This is a genomic window from Pseudomonas sp. PvP009 (assembly GCF_017832995.1).
GTDB classification, from domain to species: domain Bacteria; phylum Pseudomonadota; class Gammaproteobacteria; order Pseudomonadales; family Pseudomonadaceae; genus Aquipseudomonas; species Aquipseudomonas syringae.
The window spans coordinates 768,476-783,962 of sequence record NZ_JAFIBG010000001.1; the positions used below are offsets into that span (position 1 = coordinate 768,476).

Genomic DNA, 15,487 nt, shown 5'->3' on the forward strand with positions numbered 1-15,487 from the left:
ATAGTGCCAGTAAAGTATCCGCACGCCCAGTTGTGTGGCGCAGCGGACGGCTGCACTGAAGCCCATTAATGTCTCGTGACACGGGAGAATCGATGGAACCGATACTCAAGCTTGATAGCGCCCGACTGCGGATGCGGCAGTGGCGTGACGATGACTTGCCGGCGTTCGCCCGGATGAGTGCGGACCCTCGCGTCATGCGCTATTTTCCGAAGCCCCTGAGCCACCTTGAAAGTGCTGCCATGATCGGGCGGCTGCGGGGTCATTTTGCCGAACTGGGTTTCGGGCTCTGGGCGCTGGAGCGCAAGGACACCGGCGAGTTCATCGGTTTTACCGGGCTGCATGTGGTGGGTTTCAAGGCGCCTTTTACACCGGCCGTGGAGATCGGCTGGCGCCTGGCTTATGACCACTGGGGCCTGGGCTTTGCCAGCGAGGCGGCCTGGACCGCCTTGGGCTGTGGTTTCGAGCGCCTGGAGCTGAAGGAGATCGTGTCGTTCACGGCGGTCAATAATCAGCCGTCACAAAAGGTGATGCAGGCAATCGGTATGCAGCAGGATGAGTCCGGCAGTTTCGATCACCCGAACCTTGAGGACGGCCACCCGCTCAAGCCGCACGTGCTGTACCGGATCAGCCATGAGCAGTGGCTCAAGACGCTGAAGCCTTGATCAGGGTGCAGATTGAATTAAGCCAACCATCTTAAGTCTGTATCATTCCGTTCCAGTGGGATGGGCCCGAGGCCTGTCGGAAAATGCAGCGACTGCTGTTGCCGTACCAGTGCAAAGTCGATGTACGAGAGGAATGAGAATGAGCCAAGTGCTGGATGATCTGGTTGAGTTGCTGACGCTGGAAGCGATTGAAGAAAACCTGTTCCGCGGGCATAGCCAGGATCTGGGCTTTCGCCAATTGTTTGGTGGTCAGGTGCTGGGTCAGTCGCTGTCCGCCGCCAGTCAGACGGTCGAAGAGGACCGTCATGTTCACTCGCTGCACGGCTACTTCCTGCGTCCTGGCGATGCCGGTTTGCCGGTGGTCTATCAGGTGGACCGCGTACGTGACGGCGGCAGTTTCAGCACGCGCCACGTCACTGCCATTCAGAAGGGCAAGCCGATTTTTACCTGCAGCGCTTCGTTCCAGTACGACGAAGAGGGCTTCGAGCACCAGGCGACGATGCCGCAGATTGTCGGCCCGGAAGACCTGCCGTCCGAGCTGGAGTTGCTGACCCGCCGCGCGCACCTGATTCCTGAAGCGATGCACGACAAGTTTCTGCGCCCCAAGCCGATCCAGTTCCGCCCGGTGACCTCCGAGGATCCCTACGATCCCAAGCCCGGCGAGCCCGTGAAATACGTGTGGTTCCGCGCCGATGGCAGCCTCTCGGACGTGCAGGCGCTGCATCGTTACATGCTCGCCTATGCCTCTGACTTCAACTTGCTGACCACCTCATTGCTGCCACACGGCAAAACCGTCTGGCAGCGCGACATGCAGGTTGCCAGCCTTGACCATTCGCTGTGGTTCCACAACGACCTGCGCACCGATGACTGGCTGCTCTACGCGATGGACAGCCCCTGGGCAGGCAACTCGCGCGGCTTTTCGCGCGGCAGTATCTTCAACCGCGACGGGCAATTGGTCGCATCGGTCAGTCAGGAAGGGCTGATCCGCCATCGTAAGGATTGGGCATGACACTCGAAGGTATACGGCACTGGGTATTCGACATGGACGGTACCTTGACCGTCCCTATCCACGACTTCCCGGCCATCAAACGTGAATTGGGCATCCCCCAGGACGACGACATTCTTGGGCATCTTGCTGCGTTGCCCGCTGAGGAATCGGCGGCCAAGCACGCCTGGCTGCTGGAGCATGAACGCGAGCTGGCTCTGGCTTCGCAGCCTGCCGAGGGCGCGGTCGAACTGGTTCGCGAGTTGTCGGCGCGCGGCTATCAGCTGGGCATACTCACCCGTAACGCTCAGGAGCTGGCGTATATCACCTTGAAGGCTATCGGCCTGGAGGACTGCTTTGCCGTCGAGGATGTGCTGGGCCGCGACGAGGCGACGCCAAAACCGGACCCGGCAGGCTTACTGCAGCTGGCCACTCGCTGGAGTGTCGAGCCGGAGAAGATGGTCATGATCGGCGACTACATGCATGACCTGAACTGCGGCCGTGCGGCGGGCGCCAAGACCATTCTGGTCAACCTGAAAGACAATCCCTGGCCAGAGCTGACTGACTGGCATGCGCAGGATTGCACAGTGCTGCGCGGGATGCTGGGATGATCTGAGCTGTTTATCGTGCCAATGCGGAGCGCTCATCGTTATCCACAAGTCTGCTTTTGATTCTTGCCGAAGGCCGTAGGAGCGAACTTGTTCGCGAAGGGGGCTGTATAAGCGCCGAAAATGCATCGACTGAAACACCGTCTTTGCGAACGAACTAAGCGTCGCCCGGTTCGCTCCTACGCCCTTTGGGCAGAAGCCTGGAAGCCCTTTATTCCAGGCGGTCTAAACCTTGTATGTAGCGCTGAACGCGGAGCGTGGGGACGATAGTTATATCCAGATCACTCAAAACGGCTTGAACAGCACCGCCTGGCCTTGCGGTGAGGTGAAGATCCCGTCGCCGTTGTGGCCTACTTTCGGCACGATCACCAAACGCTGGTTCAACCCTTCCGGGTGACGCTTCTGCAGATAGTTGAAGTAGTTCTGCCCACGAATCAGGCGGTAGGCGCCTTGCGCTTCGGCGGCACAGGTCTTGTCCAGCGCCGGGTGGTTGCGGTCGGTGTCCAGCTCGCCCATCAGGTAAGTGATGTCGCGCTTCACGTAATTCTTTTCGATGTCAGCCGGCTTTTCCTTGCCCGAGTAGAACGGCATCTTGTTGAGGCCGTATTTCCAGTCGTTGAAGTTCGGGCAGCTTTGCGCGGTTACCGGTTCAGGCCGTTCCGCGTCGAAGTAAGCGTAGGACGACGGATTGGCGATCACGTAGCGCAGCTTCACCCCTTCACGTTGCAGCAGCGCGTCTTCCTTGCCGCCGATCATCGCGTAGCGCTGCACCACCTGCGCACCACCGGAGTGCCCGGCAATGACGATTTCCTTCAGGTTGGGAAACAGCTTGCTGTCGCTCAGGCGCTTGAGGATGTGGTCCAGCACCAGGAACGAGCTGACCGGCTTGGGATCGGTGGAGGTCGCGCCTTCCATCCAGCTGTTCTGGCGCCAGCGCAGGATCGAGTCAGGCAAGTGGTGCGCAACGATATCCCTTTCATCCAGAAATTGCGGGGCGATCAGCAAGGTCTTGCCGCGCTCTCGGGACTGGTTGGCCGCCCGTTCGATGCTGCGCAGGTAGGTTTGCGCGTTGCGCAGGCGACCGTGCAGGACGATCACCACGCGTTCGATCTTCGGCTTGGGATGTACCCACTCCTGGCTCAACCCGAGGGTCGCCTCGGCACCATTGATGGCGAGGCGATCCGGGCTGATGGAATTGACCGCTTGATCCTCGGCATGCGCCCCGAGGCTCACGAAGGCAGTGCTCAACAACAGGACCAGAAGCGGTTTAATCATGTGCTCAGAGACTCTTGGCGGCGAATGTATCGCATTGATTGATTTGACCTTGGGCAAAGCCTGCCTTGAACCAGCGTACACGCTGTGCAGACGTGCCGTGAGTGAAGGAGTCTGGGGCGACTCGACCACTGCTTTGCTGTTGCAAGCGATCATCGCCGATAGCGTTGGCCGCGTTCAATGCTTCTTCAATATCACCCGGCTCGAGCCAGTTCAAACGATTTTGTGCGTTGTAGGCCCAAACACCGGCAAAGCAGTCCGCTTGCAGCTCCTGGCGGACCAGTAAACCGTTGGCACCTTCCATTTTCTGCCCGGACTGGCGAGCCTTGTCGACCTTGGCGGAAATGCCCAGCAGGGTCTGCACATGGTGCCCGACTTCGTGGGCGATCACGTAAGCCTGAGCGAAGTCGCCAGCGGCGGAAAAGCGCTGGGCCATTTCACGGAAGAACTCCATGTCCAGGTAGACCTGCTGGTCAGCCGGGCAATAGAACGGACCGGTTGCCGAAGTGGCGCGACCGCAGGCGGAGTTGACCTGGCCGCTGAACAGCACCAGCGTAGGGTCCTTGTATTCGCGACCGTTCTGGGCGAATACGGCGCGCCAGGTGTCTTCGGTATCGCCAAGGATGCTGCGCACGAATTCGGCCTGCTGGTCGTTGGCCGGCGGCGCTTCACGCGTTTGCGCGCTGGGCGGGGCGCTCTGCTCGGTCACTTGACCGGTCAGTTGCCCGAGAATCTGCATCGGGTCCTGGCCTGTCAGCAGGCCGATGGCGACGATGATCACGATGCCGCCGATACCCAGCCCTTTGCCGCCGATGCGCATGCCACCGCCACCACCGCCACTGCTGCCGCCATCGCGCGCATCGACTACGTTGTCGCTGCGTCGGCCTTTTTTCCAGAGCATGTCGGATCCCTCTTCTTTTCGTGCAATGAGTGTCGCTGCTGATACGCGAATACGCCAGTCCGGCGTTCCGGCGTTCCGGCCAGCGTCGTGTGCAGAATGCGAGGGTATAGAGGTGTAACGGGACTGATTGGTTCGCGCAAGCTGTGCCGTGGCTGTGTTTTGCTGAAACCTGCCGCTGTCAGGCCTGTTTCACGGGCTGCGCGTTGAGCACGTCCGGCGGCGAGGCGTCGGCAAAACGGTCGACCTGGCGCAACGATTTGAAGCCCGTCATCCAGGCGCCGACCACGCCCAGCGTGCAGACACCCCCCATAATTGCGGCAGGGATTGCGCCGACCAGCGAGGCGCTGGTGCCTGCGCGGAACTCGCCCAGCTCGTTGGAGGAGCCAATGAACAGCATGTTCACCGCATTGACCCGGCCGCGCATGTTGTCCGGCGTCGAGAACTGCACCAGCGCCGAACGGATGAATACGCTGACCATGTCCGCCGCGCCCGCAATCAGCAGGGCCAGGCACGACAGCCAGAACAGGGTCGACAGTGCAAACACCAGATTCGCTACGCCGAACAGGCCGACGGCGAGAAACATGGTCATGCCGACGTTGCGCTGCAACGGGCGCATGCTCAGGTAAATGCCGACGCCCAGTTCACCCAGGCTCATCGACGCACGCAACATGCCCAGCCCTTGCGGCCCGAGGTGCAGCACTTCATGGGCGTAGATCGGCAGCAGCGCCACCACGCCGCCGAGCAGCACGGCGAACAGGTCCAGCGAAATGGTGCCAAGGATGATCGGCCGCGAGCGAATGAAGGCAATACCAGCGGTGAACCGGCCCCAGGCGCTGGAGCCCAGTTCCACCGGTTTACCGGCAAAGGGCGTTGCCACGGGGGCCAGAAACAGGATGCCGGCAATGAATGCTGCGACGCAGACCGAATACGTCAGCTCTGCGCCGCCCAGCCAGTACAGATAGCCACCGATCAGCGGGCCACCGACGGTCGAACAGCGCATGATCACGCTGTTGGTGGCGATGGCCGAGGCCAGTTGGTCGCGCGGGACAATCTGCGGCAACAGGCTTTGCAGCGCCGGACCGGTAAAGGCGCGGGCGCAGCCGTACAGCATCAGCGCGCCGTAGATCAGCCGCAGGTCTTGCAGCTTCAGCGCCGAGAACACCAGCAGAATGACGCCACAGATCGCCTGCACCCCCCAACTGAGCATCAGGATGATCTTGCGGTTGTAGCGGTCGATCAGATCCCCGGCAGGCATCAACAGCAGCAACATGGGAATGAACTGAGCAAGACCCACATAGGCCAGCGCCATTGGCTCGCGGGTCATGTCATAAACCTGCCAGGCAACGACCACCGCCTGAATCTGCATGGCAAACACGGCCATCAGACGCGAGAGGATAAAACTGACGAAACCGGGCTGGCTGGACAACTTGACCGGGGCAGAAGGCGCGGAAGACTCGGAGCTCAAGAAAAAGGATCCCATTGAAGCAGCTGATTCAGGTTTTTGGTTTATACCCCAGCGTATCGATAGGAAGCTAATAAATATTCTGACAGTTTCGCAGTTGACGGGCATGAAAGAACTCTCGTTCCTCACGCTCCAGTGGGAATGCATTTCACGACGCTCCGCGTCGCAAGAGGACGCAGAGCGTCCAGAAAGGCATGCGACGCAGAGCGCCGCACGATAGTCGGATTATCGTTCCTCACGCTCCAGCGTGTGAATGCAGTTCTCGACGCTCTGCGTCACAGATCTGCGCCGCGCCGCATGTTCAGGATAGGACGCGAAGCGTCCAGAGCGTCGGCAAGATAGTCAGTCAGAGGGGCCTCAGCGCCTAACCAGCAGCACACCCGATTCCATGTGGTGGGTGTACGGAAACTGATCGAACAGTGCGCAGCGCTCGACCCGGTGGGTGTCGTGCAGTTGGGCGATGTTGGCAGCCAGGGTTTCCGGGTTGCAGGATATGTACAGAATGCGCTCGAAGCGCCGGGTCAGTTCGCAGGTGTCCGGGTCCATGCCGGCGCGGGGCGGGTCGACGAACACGCTGCCGAAATCGTAGCTCTTCAAGTCCACACCGTGCAGACGGCGGAACGGGCGCACTTCGTTCAGGGCTTCGGTCAGTTCTTCGGCGGACAGGCGCACCAGCGTGACGTTGTCCACGCCGTTGTCATCCAGGTTGCTTAGCGCCGCATTGACCGAGGTCTTGCTGATTTCGGTCGCCAGCACCTTGCGCACGCGGGTGGCCAGCGGCAGGGTGAAGTTGCCATTGCCGCAATACAGCTCCAACAGGTCGTCCTGCCGCTCGCCCAGCGCATCGAAGGCCCAGTTGAGCATCTTGCCGTTCACCGTGCCGTTGGGCTGGGTGAAAGCGCCTTCCGGTTGCCGGTAGCTGAAGGTGCGGCCAGCCACGTCGAGCTTCTCGGTCACGTAATCATGGCCGATGACCAGCTTCTGACCCTTGGAACGGCCAATCAGGCTGACGTCCAGTTCGGCGGCCAGTTGCTCGGCTGCGGCCTGCCATTCGGCGTCCAGCGGGCGGTGATAGCACAGGGTAATCATCGCGTCGCCTGCCAGCGTGGTCAGGAAGTCCACCTGAAACAGCTTGTGGTTCAACGTCGGGCTGGCTTCCCAGCGCTCGCGCAGCACCGGCATCAGCGCGTTGATGCGCTCGCTGGCGATCGGCAGGCCTTCGAGCAGGATCGGTGTCCTGTTGTCGCCCGGCGCGAACATCGCGTAGTAGCGCTTCTGGTCTTCGCGCCACAGGCGGAACTCGGCGCGCAACCGATAGTGTTCGCGTGGCGAGTCGAACACCTGCGGCTCGGGTGCATCGAACGGCGCCAGCAACTCGCGCAGGCGGACGGTTTTTTCTTCGAGCTGACGGTCGTAGCTCGCAGGGTCGAAGGGAACACTCATGCGTTGAACCAGCCCAGCTTGATCACGAACAGGATCGACAGGATCACCAGCGCCGAATTCAGCTCGCGCCAGCGTCCCGACAGCAGCTTGATCGCTGTCCAGGAAATGAAGCCAAAGGCAATGCCGTTGGCGATGGAGTAGGTGAATGGCATGGCCAGAGCAGTGATGACTACTGGCGCTGCGACCGTGATGTCATCCCAGTCGATTTCCGCCATGCCGGACGCCATCAACACGGCGACGAACAGCAGCGCGGGTGCGGTCGCGAAGGCGGGCACGCTGCCGGCCAGTGGAGCGAAGAACAGCGCCAGCAGAAACAGCACGGCGACCACCACGGCAGTCAGACCTGTGCGGCCACCGGCGCTGACGCCCGCAGCCGACTCAATGTAGCTGGTGGTGGTCGAGGTGCCCAGCAGTGAGCCGGCCATCGCGGCAGTACTGTCGGCGATCAGCGCACGGCCCATCTTCGGCATGTGCCCGTCCTTGCCCATCAGCCCGGCGCGTTTGGCCACGCCGATCAGGGTGCCGGAGTTGTCGAAGATGTCGACGAACAGGAAGGCGAAGATGATGCTGACCAGACCGACGTCCAGCGCACCCATGATGTCCAGTTGCATGAAGGTCGGTGCCAGCGAAGGCGGCATCGACACCACACCGCCAAACGGCGAGAAGCCCAGGGCGATAGACACCAGGGTCACCGCGAGGATGCCGATCAGCACGGCGCCGCGAACCTTGAGGTAGTCCAGGGCCACGATCAGAAAGAAGCCCAGCGTCGCCAGTACCGGGGCTGGCTGCTTGAGATCGCCCATGCCGACCATGGTCGCCGGGTTGCTGACCACGATTCCGGCGTTATGCAGGGCGATCAGCGCCAGGAACAGGCCGATACCGGCCGCAATCGCCGAACGCAGGGGCAGGGGAATGCTGTTGATGATCCATTCACGGATGCGGAAGATCGACAGGATGAAGAACATCACCGCTGAAATGAACACCGCGCCCAGCGCTACCTGCCAGCTGTGGCCCATGTGCAGGACCACGGTGTAGGTAAAGAAGGCGTTCAGGCCCATGCCCGGTGCCAGGGCGATCGGGTAGTTGGCGATCAGGCCCATCACCGTCGAGCCGATGGCCGCTGCCAGGCAGGTGGCGACGAATACCGCGCCCTTGTCCATGCCGGTTTCGCCGAGGATGCTCGGGTTGACGAACAGGATGTAAGCCATCGCCAGGAAAGTCGTGACGCCCGCAAGAATCTCGGTTCGCACGTTGGTGTTGTGTGCCTTGAGTTGAAACAGCCTTTCCAGCATGTCTGGCTCTCCGTGACGCGGCGCGCGTCGTGAATGATCGACTCCAACAGCAATGCACAGACTGCAGGGCAGCCCGTTTGATTTTTGCGGGTCGGAAAAAGCCGCGCATCATACCAGCAGCTTGGCGGGATGGCTGCCTGTGGATGACGGCCTTTCGATGACAAGTACGCTCATCAAGAAAGCCTGAACGTTGCAAACCTCGCGAAGTCCCACCCCTTAAGACGCATAAAAAGTGCGCTAAGTGACCGCCTACCGTGAGGTTTCCATGAGTGCAACGACCCCGAACCCCCAGGACTTCGCCACCCACGCGATTTCCCTGACCCTGAACGGACAGCTCCGCCAACTGGATGTGCTGCCCTGGACCACCTTGCTTGACCTGCTGCGCGATCAGCTCGATCTGGTCGGCACCAAGAAAGGCTGCGACCACGGCCAGTGCGGTGCGTGTACCGTACTGCGCGACGGCACGCGCATCAATGCCTGCCTGACGCTGGCGATCATGTGTGACGGCGCCGAGCTGACCACCATTGAAGGCCTGGCCGATGGCGACCAGTTGCACCCCATGCAGCAGGCGTTCATCAAGAACGATGCGTTCCAGTGCGGCTACTGCACGCCCGGGCAAATCTGCTCGGCAGTCGGGCTTGCCAATGAGGGGCGCGCCAGCACGCGTGCCGAGATTCAGGAACTGATGAGCGGTAACCTGTGCCGCTGCGGTGCCTACAGCAATATCCTCGCCGCCGTCGAAGAGGCGCTGCCGCAGTTCCACAATGCAGCGCCGAAGCCGGAGGTGAATGCATGAATCCGTTTACCTACAGCAAGCCGACCGACATCACTGCGGCGGTCAACCTGAGCGGACCGGCCACGCGTTTCATTGCGGGCGGCACCAATCTGCTTGACCTGATGAAAGAAAACGTCGCCACGCCCGAGCACCTGATCGACATCACTGGCCTGCCTTTAAGGGATATCAGTGAGACCGCCTCGGGCGGTGTGATGATCGGTGCGTTGGTCAGCAACGCCGACCTGGCCTACCACCCGCTGATCGAGGCGCGTTACCCGCTGTTGAGCAAAGCGGTGCTGGCCGGTGCTTCGCCGCAGCTGCGCAACATGGCCAGTACCGGCGGCAACCTGCTGCAACGCACCCGCTGCTATTACTTCTATGACACCGGCGTGCCGTGCAATAAGCGCGAGCCGGGCAGTGGCTGCCCGGCGCGCACGGGCCTTAATCGCATTCACGCGATCCTTGGTGCCAGCGAGGACTGCGTCGCGACTCACCCGTCCGACATGTGCGTGGCACTCGCTGCGCTGGAGGCCGTGGTGCACGTTCAGGGACGTGCCGGTCGCCGCACTATCGAGTTCGCGGATTTCCATCGCCTGCCGGGTGATGCGCCGCAACGTGACAATCAGTTGGCTGACGATGAGTTGATTGTCGCCGTCGAGCTGCCTGCAAACGGCTTTGTCAGCCACAACGCTTATCTGAAGATCCGCGACCGTGCGTCCTACGCGTTTGCCCTGATATCGGTGGCTGCCGCCATCGATCTGGACGGCGACGTGATTCGCGACGTGCGTCTGGCATTGGGCGGTGTCGCGCACAAGCCGTGGCGCGACAAAGCGGTCGAGGCACTGTTGGTCGGCAAGCCGGTCACCCGCGAAAACTTCGCCGCTGCCGCAGACGCCATGCTTGAAGATGCCCAGCCTCTGGAGCACAACGGTTTCAAAGTCAGACTGGCCCGCCGCGCGATCATCCGTGCCTTGAGCGATGCCGCAACAGGAGGGAGCGCCCAATGAACCAGCCATTTTCGCCAATGGGCAAGCCTGTGGACCGCGTCGACGGCCGATTGAAAGTGACCGGTGGCGCACGTTACGCCGGCGAATACCCTGAAGAAGGGTTGCTGTATGGCAGCGTGGTCTCCAGCACCATCGCCAACGGTCGCGTCGCCAGCATCGATACAAGCGAAGCGTTGAAGGTTCCGGGTGTGGTCGCTGTCATTGACCACACCAATCGTCCGTGGCTGGCCAGTTACGACGAAAACTATGAGGACGCCGATTCGGCCGACGGTTCGCCGTTTCGTCCTTTTTACAACGACAACGTGATGTACAGCGGCCAACCACTCGCGCTGGTCGTCGCCGATACGCTGGAGCTGGCGCGGCACGCCGGCTCGCTGGTGCGTATCGAATACGAGCAGCAGGAGCACCAGACCGATTTGCAGGCCATGCTCGATACGGCCTACAAAGCGCCTGCCGAATTGCCGCCGCCGCGTGGCAACTTCGAAGGTGAACTTGCCAGCTCGGCGTTGAGCGTGGACGTGACGTACAGCACGCCCAGCGAATACCACAACCCGATGGAACCGCATGCATCGACCGTCCTGTATCAGGCCGACGGCAGCTTGCAGATTCACGACAAGACCCAAGGCACGCAAAACTGTCAGGACTACCTGCACAAGGTCTTCGGCCTGGAAAAGGACAAGATCCGTGTGCTGGCCGCCTTTGTCGGTGGTGCTTTCGGTTCTGGCCTGCGCCCGCAGTATCAGTTGCCGCTGGCGGTGATGGCTGCACTGCACCTCAAGCGCTCCGTGCGCTTGACTCTGACCCGGCAGCAGATGTTCACCTTCGGTTATCGCCCGCGCACTGTTCAGCGCCTGCGTCTGGGCGCGGCTGCCAACGGTCGTTTGCTGGCGGTCGGTCATGAGGCCATCGGGCAGACTTCGCGTTTCGAGGACTTCAGCGAGCACGTCGTGGAGTGGAGCGGCATGCTCTACCACTGCGACAACGTGCAGTTGACCTACAAACTGGTCCCGCTGGACGTCTTTACGCCGCTCGACATGCGTGCGCCCGGTGCTGCCCTGGGCATGATCGGCCTGGAATGCGCCATGGACGAACTGGCTTACGCCTTGGCCATCGACCCGGTGCGCCTGCGCCTGACCAACTACGCCGAGCGCAACGGCAACGAAGACAAGCCGTATTCGAGCAAGGAATTGCGCGAATGCTACGCCCAGGGTGCCGAACGCTTTGGCTGGTCCAGCCGCAACCCTGAGCCCCGCAGCATGCGTCAGGGCCGTCAGTTGGTCGGCTGGGGCATGGCGGGTGGTGTCTGGGAGGCCATGCAGATGAAGGCCAGCGCCAAGGCGCGCCTGCAAGCGGACGGCAAGCTGGTGGTCAGCAGTGCTACCACCGACATCGGCACCGGCACTTATACCGTCATGACGCAGATCGCTGCAGAGTCGTCGGGTATCGAGGTGGATAACGTCAGCTTCCTGTTGGGCGACTCTTCGTTGCCGACTGCGCCGTTGCAGGGCGGCTCGTTCACGGTGTCTTCAGTCGGTACTGCAGTGCAACAGGCCTGCCAGGCGTTGCAGCGTCAGGTACTGGAAGTTGCCAAAGGGCTGCATCCGCAATTCGCTTCTGTGACGCCGGACGAGGTGCGCTTCGAAGCGGGCAAGCTGTATGTCGGCGATCAGGCGCTATCGATGGCTGAACTGGCAGCGTCTCAGGCCCATGGTGTCATTGAGGTGCAAGTCGACGCCGAGCCGGACAAGAAGCGCGAAGCCTATGCGGCAGCCACGCACTCGGCGGTGTTCGTCGAAGTGCTGGTCGACGAGGATCTGGGCACTATCAAGGTCAATCGTGTGGTCAGTGCCGTCGCAGCGGGCAGGGTCGTGAACCCGAAAATGGCGCGCAGTCAGATTCTGGGTGGCGTTGTCTGGGGCATGGGCATGGCGCTTCAGGAAGAGGCGATGCTTGACCACGACCTGGGCCGTCCGATGAACCACAGCCTGGCCGAGTACCACATCCCGGTGAACGCTGACATTGGTGATATCGACGTGCTGTTTGTCGAAGAGCACGACGACATCGTCAACGCGCTGGGTTCCAAGGGCGTCGGCGAGATCGGCATCGTGGGTGTACCGGCAGCGATTGCCAACGCGATCTATCACGCCACCGGCAAACGGATCCGCGAGTTTCCGATCACGCTGGATAAGCTGTTGTAACAGTAAACGCACAGCCAACTGCCTATCGTGCCAATGCTCTGCATTGGCATGCAGTGGGTGGCGCTCTGCGTCCTCTTGTGCAGGCGGCGCGGCGCAGATGTGACGCGCAGCGTCACGAGCTGCATTCTCACTCGGAGCGTGAGGAACGATAGGTGTCCGGAAGGGCTCCGCGTCTGCACTTGCTCTGCAGGTGAGACAAACCGCCACGCGACAATAGACCACACAACTTTAATGGCTGAACAGGACTACTCTTTGATGGTCGATTGATCTGCGTCATTGCGTTAAGGCAATGATCAGTGCATCGACCAGCGTTTTCGCTTTTGGAAACGCCAGAATAAAGAAACACAAGCACTCATTACCGTGGGGGCAATCGCTGTTGGCTTGTGGCCGGCAGCACGTTTCATCTGAGAGAGGAACATCTTATGTTCGGTTTAGAGGCTATAGATCTCGCCCGGATTCAGTTCGCATTCACGATTTCGTTCCACATCCTGTTTCCTGCCATCACCATCGGTCTGGCAAGTTACCTGGCTGTGCTCGAAGGTCTGTGGCTGAAGACCCGCGATGACGTCTACCGTGACCTGTACCACTTCTGGTCGAAGATTTTTGCAGTCAACTTCGGCATGGGCGTGGTTTCCGGGCTTGTCATGGCCTACCAGTTCGGCACCAACTGGAGCCGCTTCTCAGACTTCGCAGGTGCTGTGACCGGGCCGCTGCTGACCTACGAGGTACTGACCGCGTTCTTCCTGGAAGCGGGCTTCCTCGGTGTGATGCTGTTCGGCTGGAACCGTGTCGGCCGCAGACTGCACTTCTTCTCCACGGTAATGGTTGCCATCGGCACGCTGATCTCCACCTTCTGGATTTTGTCGTCCAACAGCTGGATGCAGACGCCGCAAGGGTTCGAGATCATCGACGGTCGGATCATTCCCACTGACTGGTTCGCCGTGGTCTTCAACCCGTCGTTCCCTTATCGCCTGACGCACATGGCCATTGCCGCGTTCGTGGCGACGGCGTTCTTCGTCGGTTCGTCGGCCGCCTGGCACCTGTTGCGGGGCCGCGACACACCTGCGGTGCGCAAGATGCTCTCGATGGCCATGTGGATGGCCCTGCTGGTCGCGCCTGTCCAGGCTGTCGTCGGTGACTTCCACGGTCTGAATACGCTCAAGCATCAGCCTGCGAAGATTGCGGCCATCGAAGGTCACTGGGAGAACGTCGGTGACGAACCGACCCCGCTTATCCTGTTCGGCATTCCCGACATGAAGGAAGAACGAACCAAGTACGCGGTGGAAATTCCGTACCTGGGCAGCCTGATCCTGACCCACAGTCTCGACAAGCAGGTGCCTGCGCTCAAGGAGTTCAAGCCCGAGGATCGCCCTAATTCGACGATCGTGTTCTGGTCGTTCCGGGTCATGGTCGCCCTTGGCATGCTGATGATCTTCACCGGCCTGTGGAGCCTGTGGCTGCGCAAGCGCGGCACGCTATATAACTCGCGTCCGTTCCTGTACCTGGCGTTGTGGATGGGGCCGTCTGGCCTGATCGCGATTCTCGCCGGCTGGTTCACCACCGAAATCGGCCGTCAGCCGTGGGTCGTGTACGGCCTGATGCGTACCGCCGATGCTTCGTCCGGGCACAGCGTGGCGCAGATGAGCATCACCCTCGTGCTGTTCGTGGTCGTCTACTTCGTGCTCTTCGGCACAGGCCTTGGCTACATGATGCGTCTGGTTCGCAAAGGGCCGAAGGCCTATGTCGAACATGTGCCTCACGGTGGTCCCGGCCAGCAACGTACACCGGCCCGTCCGCTCTCCGCCGCTGTTGAAGGCGAAGAAGATGGCGACAATCTTGACCGTCACGGCAAGGGGATTTAAGCCATGGGTATCGATCTTCCGCTGATCTGGGCCATCATCATCGTCTTCGGCATCATGATGTACGTGGTGATGGACGGCTTCGATCTGGGTATCGGGATTCTCTTCCCGTTCATGAAAGACAGTTCCGACCGCGATGTGATGATGAACACCGTCGCGCCGGTCTGGGACGGCAACGAAACCTGGCTGGTGCTGGGCGGTGCGGCACTGTTCGGTGCATTCCCGCTGGCCTACTCGGTGGTCCTGTCTGCGCTGTACCTGCCGCTGATGTTCATGCTCATGGGCCTGATTTTCCGTGGCGTGGCATTCGAGTTCCGCTTCAAGGCGACCGAACTGAAGCGCCACTGGTGGGACAAGGCGTTCATTGGCGGCTCGCTGGCTGCGACCTTCTTCCAGGGCGTGGCGCTGGGTACCTACATTGAAGGTATTCCGGTGGTCGATCGCCAGTTTGCCGGGGGCTCGCTGGACTGGCTCGCGCCGTTCCCGATGTTCTGCGGGCTGGCCTTGATCGTCGCCTATGCGCTGCTGGGCTGCACTTGGCTGATCATGAAAACCGAAGGCTCGCTGCAGAAGGCGATGCATGATCTGGCGCGTCCTCTGGCCCTTGCGGTGCTCGCGGTCATGGGCGTGGTCAGCCTGTGGACGCCGCTGGCCCACGCTGATATCGCGCATCGCTGGTTCAGCATGCCCAACCTGTTCTGGTTCATGCCGGTACCGATTCTGGTGCTGGTGACCATGTATGGTCTGTTCAAGGCGGTGGCCCGCAATGCCCACTACACGCCGTTTCTGCTGACCCTGTTGCTGATCTTCCTGGGTTACAGCGGTCTGGGCATCAGTCTGTGGCCAAACATCATCCCGCCTTCGGTATCGATCTGGACCGCCGCCGCGCCGCCGCAGAGCCAGGGCTTCATGCTGGTGGGCACGCTGTTCATCATTCCGTTCATCCTGGGCTACACCTTCTGGAGCTATTACGTGTTCCGCGGCAAGGTGACGGCTGCAGACGGTTATCACTAGTCCGAACCG

Annotated in this window: 13 protein-coding genes; 8 read left to right on the forward strand and 5 right to left on the reverse strand. The window is 61.0% G+C overall.

All coding sequences use genetic code 11. The annotated features are described in order from the left end of the window. Positions 1 to 92: 92 nt before the first annotated feature. From JOE29_RS03460 to JOE29_RS03470, 3 genes are all read left to right on the forward strand, one after another. Positions 93 to 662, forward strand: a complete 570-nt coding sequence (locus JOE29_RS03460) for a GNAT family N-acetyltransferase (protein ID WP_003313831.1) — start codon at positions 93 to 95, stop codon at positions 660 to 662. A 139-nt stretch (positions 663 to 801) separates the two neighbouring features. Then, on the forward strand, positions 802 to 1,671 hold the full coding sequence (tesB, locus tag JOE29_RS03465; RefSeq protein WP_003313830.1) for an acyl-CoA thioesterase II: 870 nt from the start codon (positions 802 to 804) through the stop codon (positions 1,669 to 1,671). Further along, a complete protein-coding gene (locus JOE29_RS03470) occupies positions 1,668 to 2,258 on the forward strand; it encodes an HAD family hydrolase (protein WP_201418515.1) in 591 nt (196 codons plus the stop codon). The genes tesB and JOE29_RS03470 overlap by 4 nt, the downstream gene beginning before the upstream one ends. A 282-nt stretch (positions 2,259 to 2,540) precedes the next feature. Here the strand turns inward: JOE29_RS03470 and JOE29_RS03475 are convergent, their stop codons facing one another. From JOE29_RS03475 to JOE29_RS03495, 5 genes are all read right to left on the reverse strand, one after another. Next, the gene (locus JOE29_RS03475) at positions 2,541 to 3,530 is read right to left on the reverse strand and encodes a hypothetical protein (protein WP_003313828.1); all 990 of its coding nucleotides are present in this window, start codon (positions 3,528 to 3,530) and stop codon (positions 2,541 to 2,543) included. A gap of 4 nt (positions 3,531 to 3,534) precedes the next feature. Next, positions 3,535 to 4,428, reverse strand: coding sequence for a neutral zinc metallopeptidase (locus JOE29_RS03480; protein WP_010435328.1), 894 nt, complete (start codon positions 4,426 to 4,428; stop codon positions 3,535 to 3,537). A gap of 178 nt (positions 4,429 to 4,606) precedes the next feature. Next, positions 4,607 to 5,893 (reverse strand): MFS transporter, encoded by a 1,287-nt coding sequence (locus JOE29_RS03485; protein ID WP_044312294.1) that lies wholly within the window; start codon positions 5,891 to 5,893, stop codon positions 4,607 to 4,609. A gap of 354 nt (positions 5,894 to 6,247) precedes the next feature. Further along, on the reverse strand, positions 6,248 to 7,333 hold the full coding sequence (gene trmA, locus JOE29_RS03490) for a tRNA (uridine(54)-C5)-methyltransferase TrmA (protein ID WP_003399943.1): 1,086 nt from the start codon (positions 7,331 to 7,333) through the stop codon (positions 6,248 to 6,250). Then, on the reverse strand, positions 7,330 to 8,625 hold the full coding sequence (locus tag JOE29_RS03495; protein ID WP_003396212.1) for an NCS2 family permease: 1,296 nt from the start codon (positions 8,623 to 8,625) through the stop codon (positions 7,330 to 7,332). Before JOE29_RS03495 ends, trmA begins: the two co-directional genes overlap by 4 nt. Before the next feature lie 265 nt (positions 8,626 to 8,890). On the opposite strand from JOE29_RS03495, the gene JOE29_RS03500 reads away from it, so the two are divergent. The 5 genes from JOE29_RS03500 (at position 8,891) to cydB (ending at position 15,478) form a co-directional block, all read left to right on the forward strand. Then, positions 8,891 to 9,421 carry a (2Fe-2S)-binding protein gene (locus JOE29_RS03500; protein ID WP_003368718.1) on the forward strand — a complete coding sequence of 177 codons (531 nt, stop codon included), beginning with the start codon at positions 8,891 to 8,893 and terminating at the stop codon, positions 9,419 to 9,421. Next, complete coding sequence (locus JOE29_RS03505; protein WP_058447267.1) at positions 9,418 to 10,407, forward strand: xanthine dehydrogenase family protein subunit M; 990 nt, start codon at positions 9,418 to 9,420, stop codon at positions 10,405 to 10,407. Before JOE29_RS03500 ends, JOE29_RS03505 begins: the two co-directional genes overlap by 4 nt. Beyond that, positions 10,404 to 12,605 carry a xanthine dehydrogenase family protein molybdopterin-binding subunit gene (locus tag JOE29_RS03510; RefSeq protein ID WP_003424644.1) on the forward strand — a complete coding sequence of 734 codons (2,202 nt, stop codon included), beginning with the start codon at positions 10,404 to 10,406 and terminating at the stop codon, positions 12,603 to 12,605. Before JOE29_RS03505 ends, JOE29_RS03510 begins: the two co-directional genes overlap by 4 nt. Before the next feature lie 422 nt (positions 12,606 to 13,027). Next, positions 13,028 to 14,467 carry a cytochrome ubiquinol oxidase subunit I gene (locus JOE29_RS03515; protein ID WP_003396216.1) on the forward strand — a complete coding sequence of 480 codons (1,440 nt, stop codon included), beginning with the start codon at positions 13,028 to 13,030 and terminating at the stop codon, positions 14,465 to 14,467. Between the two features lie 3 nt (positions 14,468 to 14,470). Further along, the gene (cydB, locus tag JOE29_RS03520) at positions 14,471 to 15,478 is read left to right on the forward strand and encodes a cytochrome d ubiquinol oxidase subunit II (protein WP_003424642.1); all 1,008 of its coding nucleotides are present in this window, start codon (positions 14,471 to 14,473) and stop codon (positions 15,476 to 15,478) included. Positions 15,479 to 15,487: the final 9 nt, after the last annotated feature.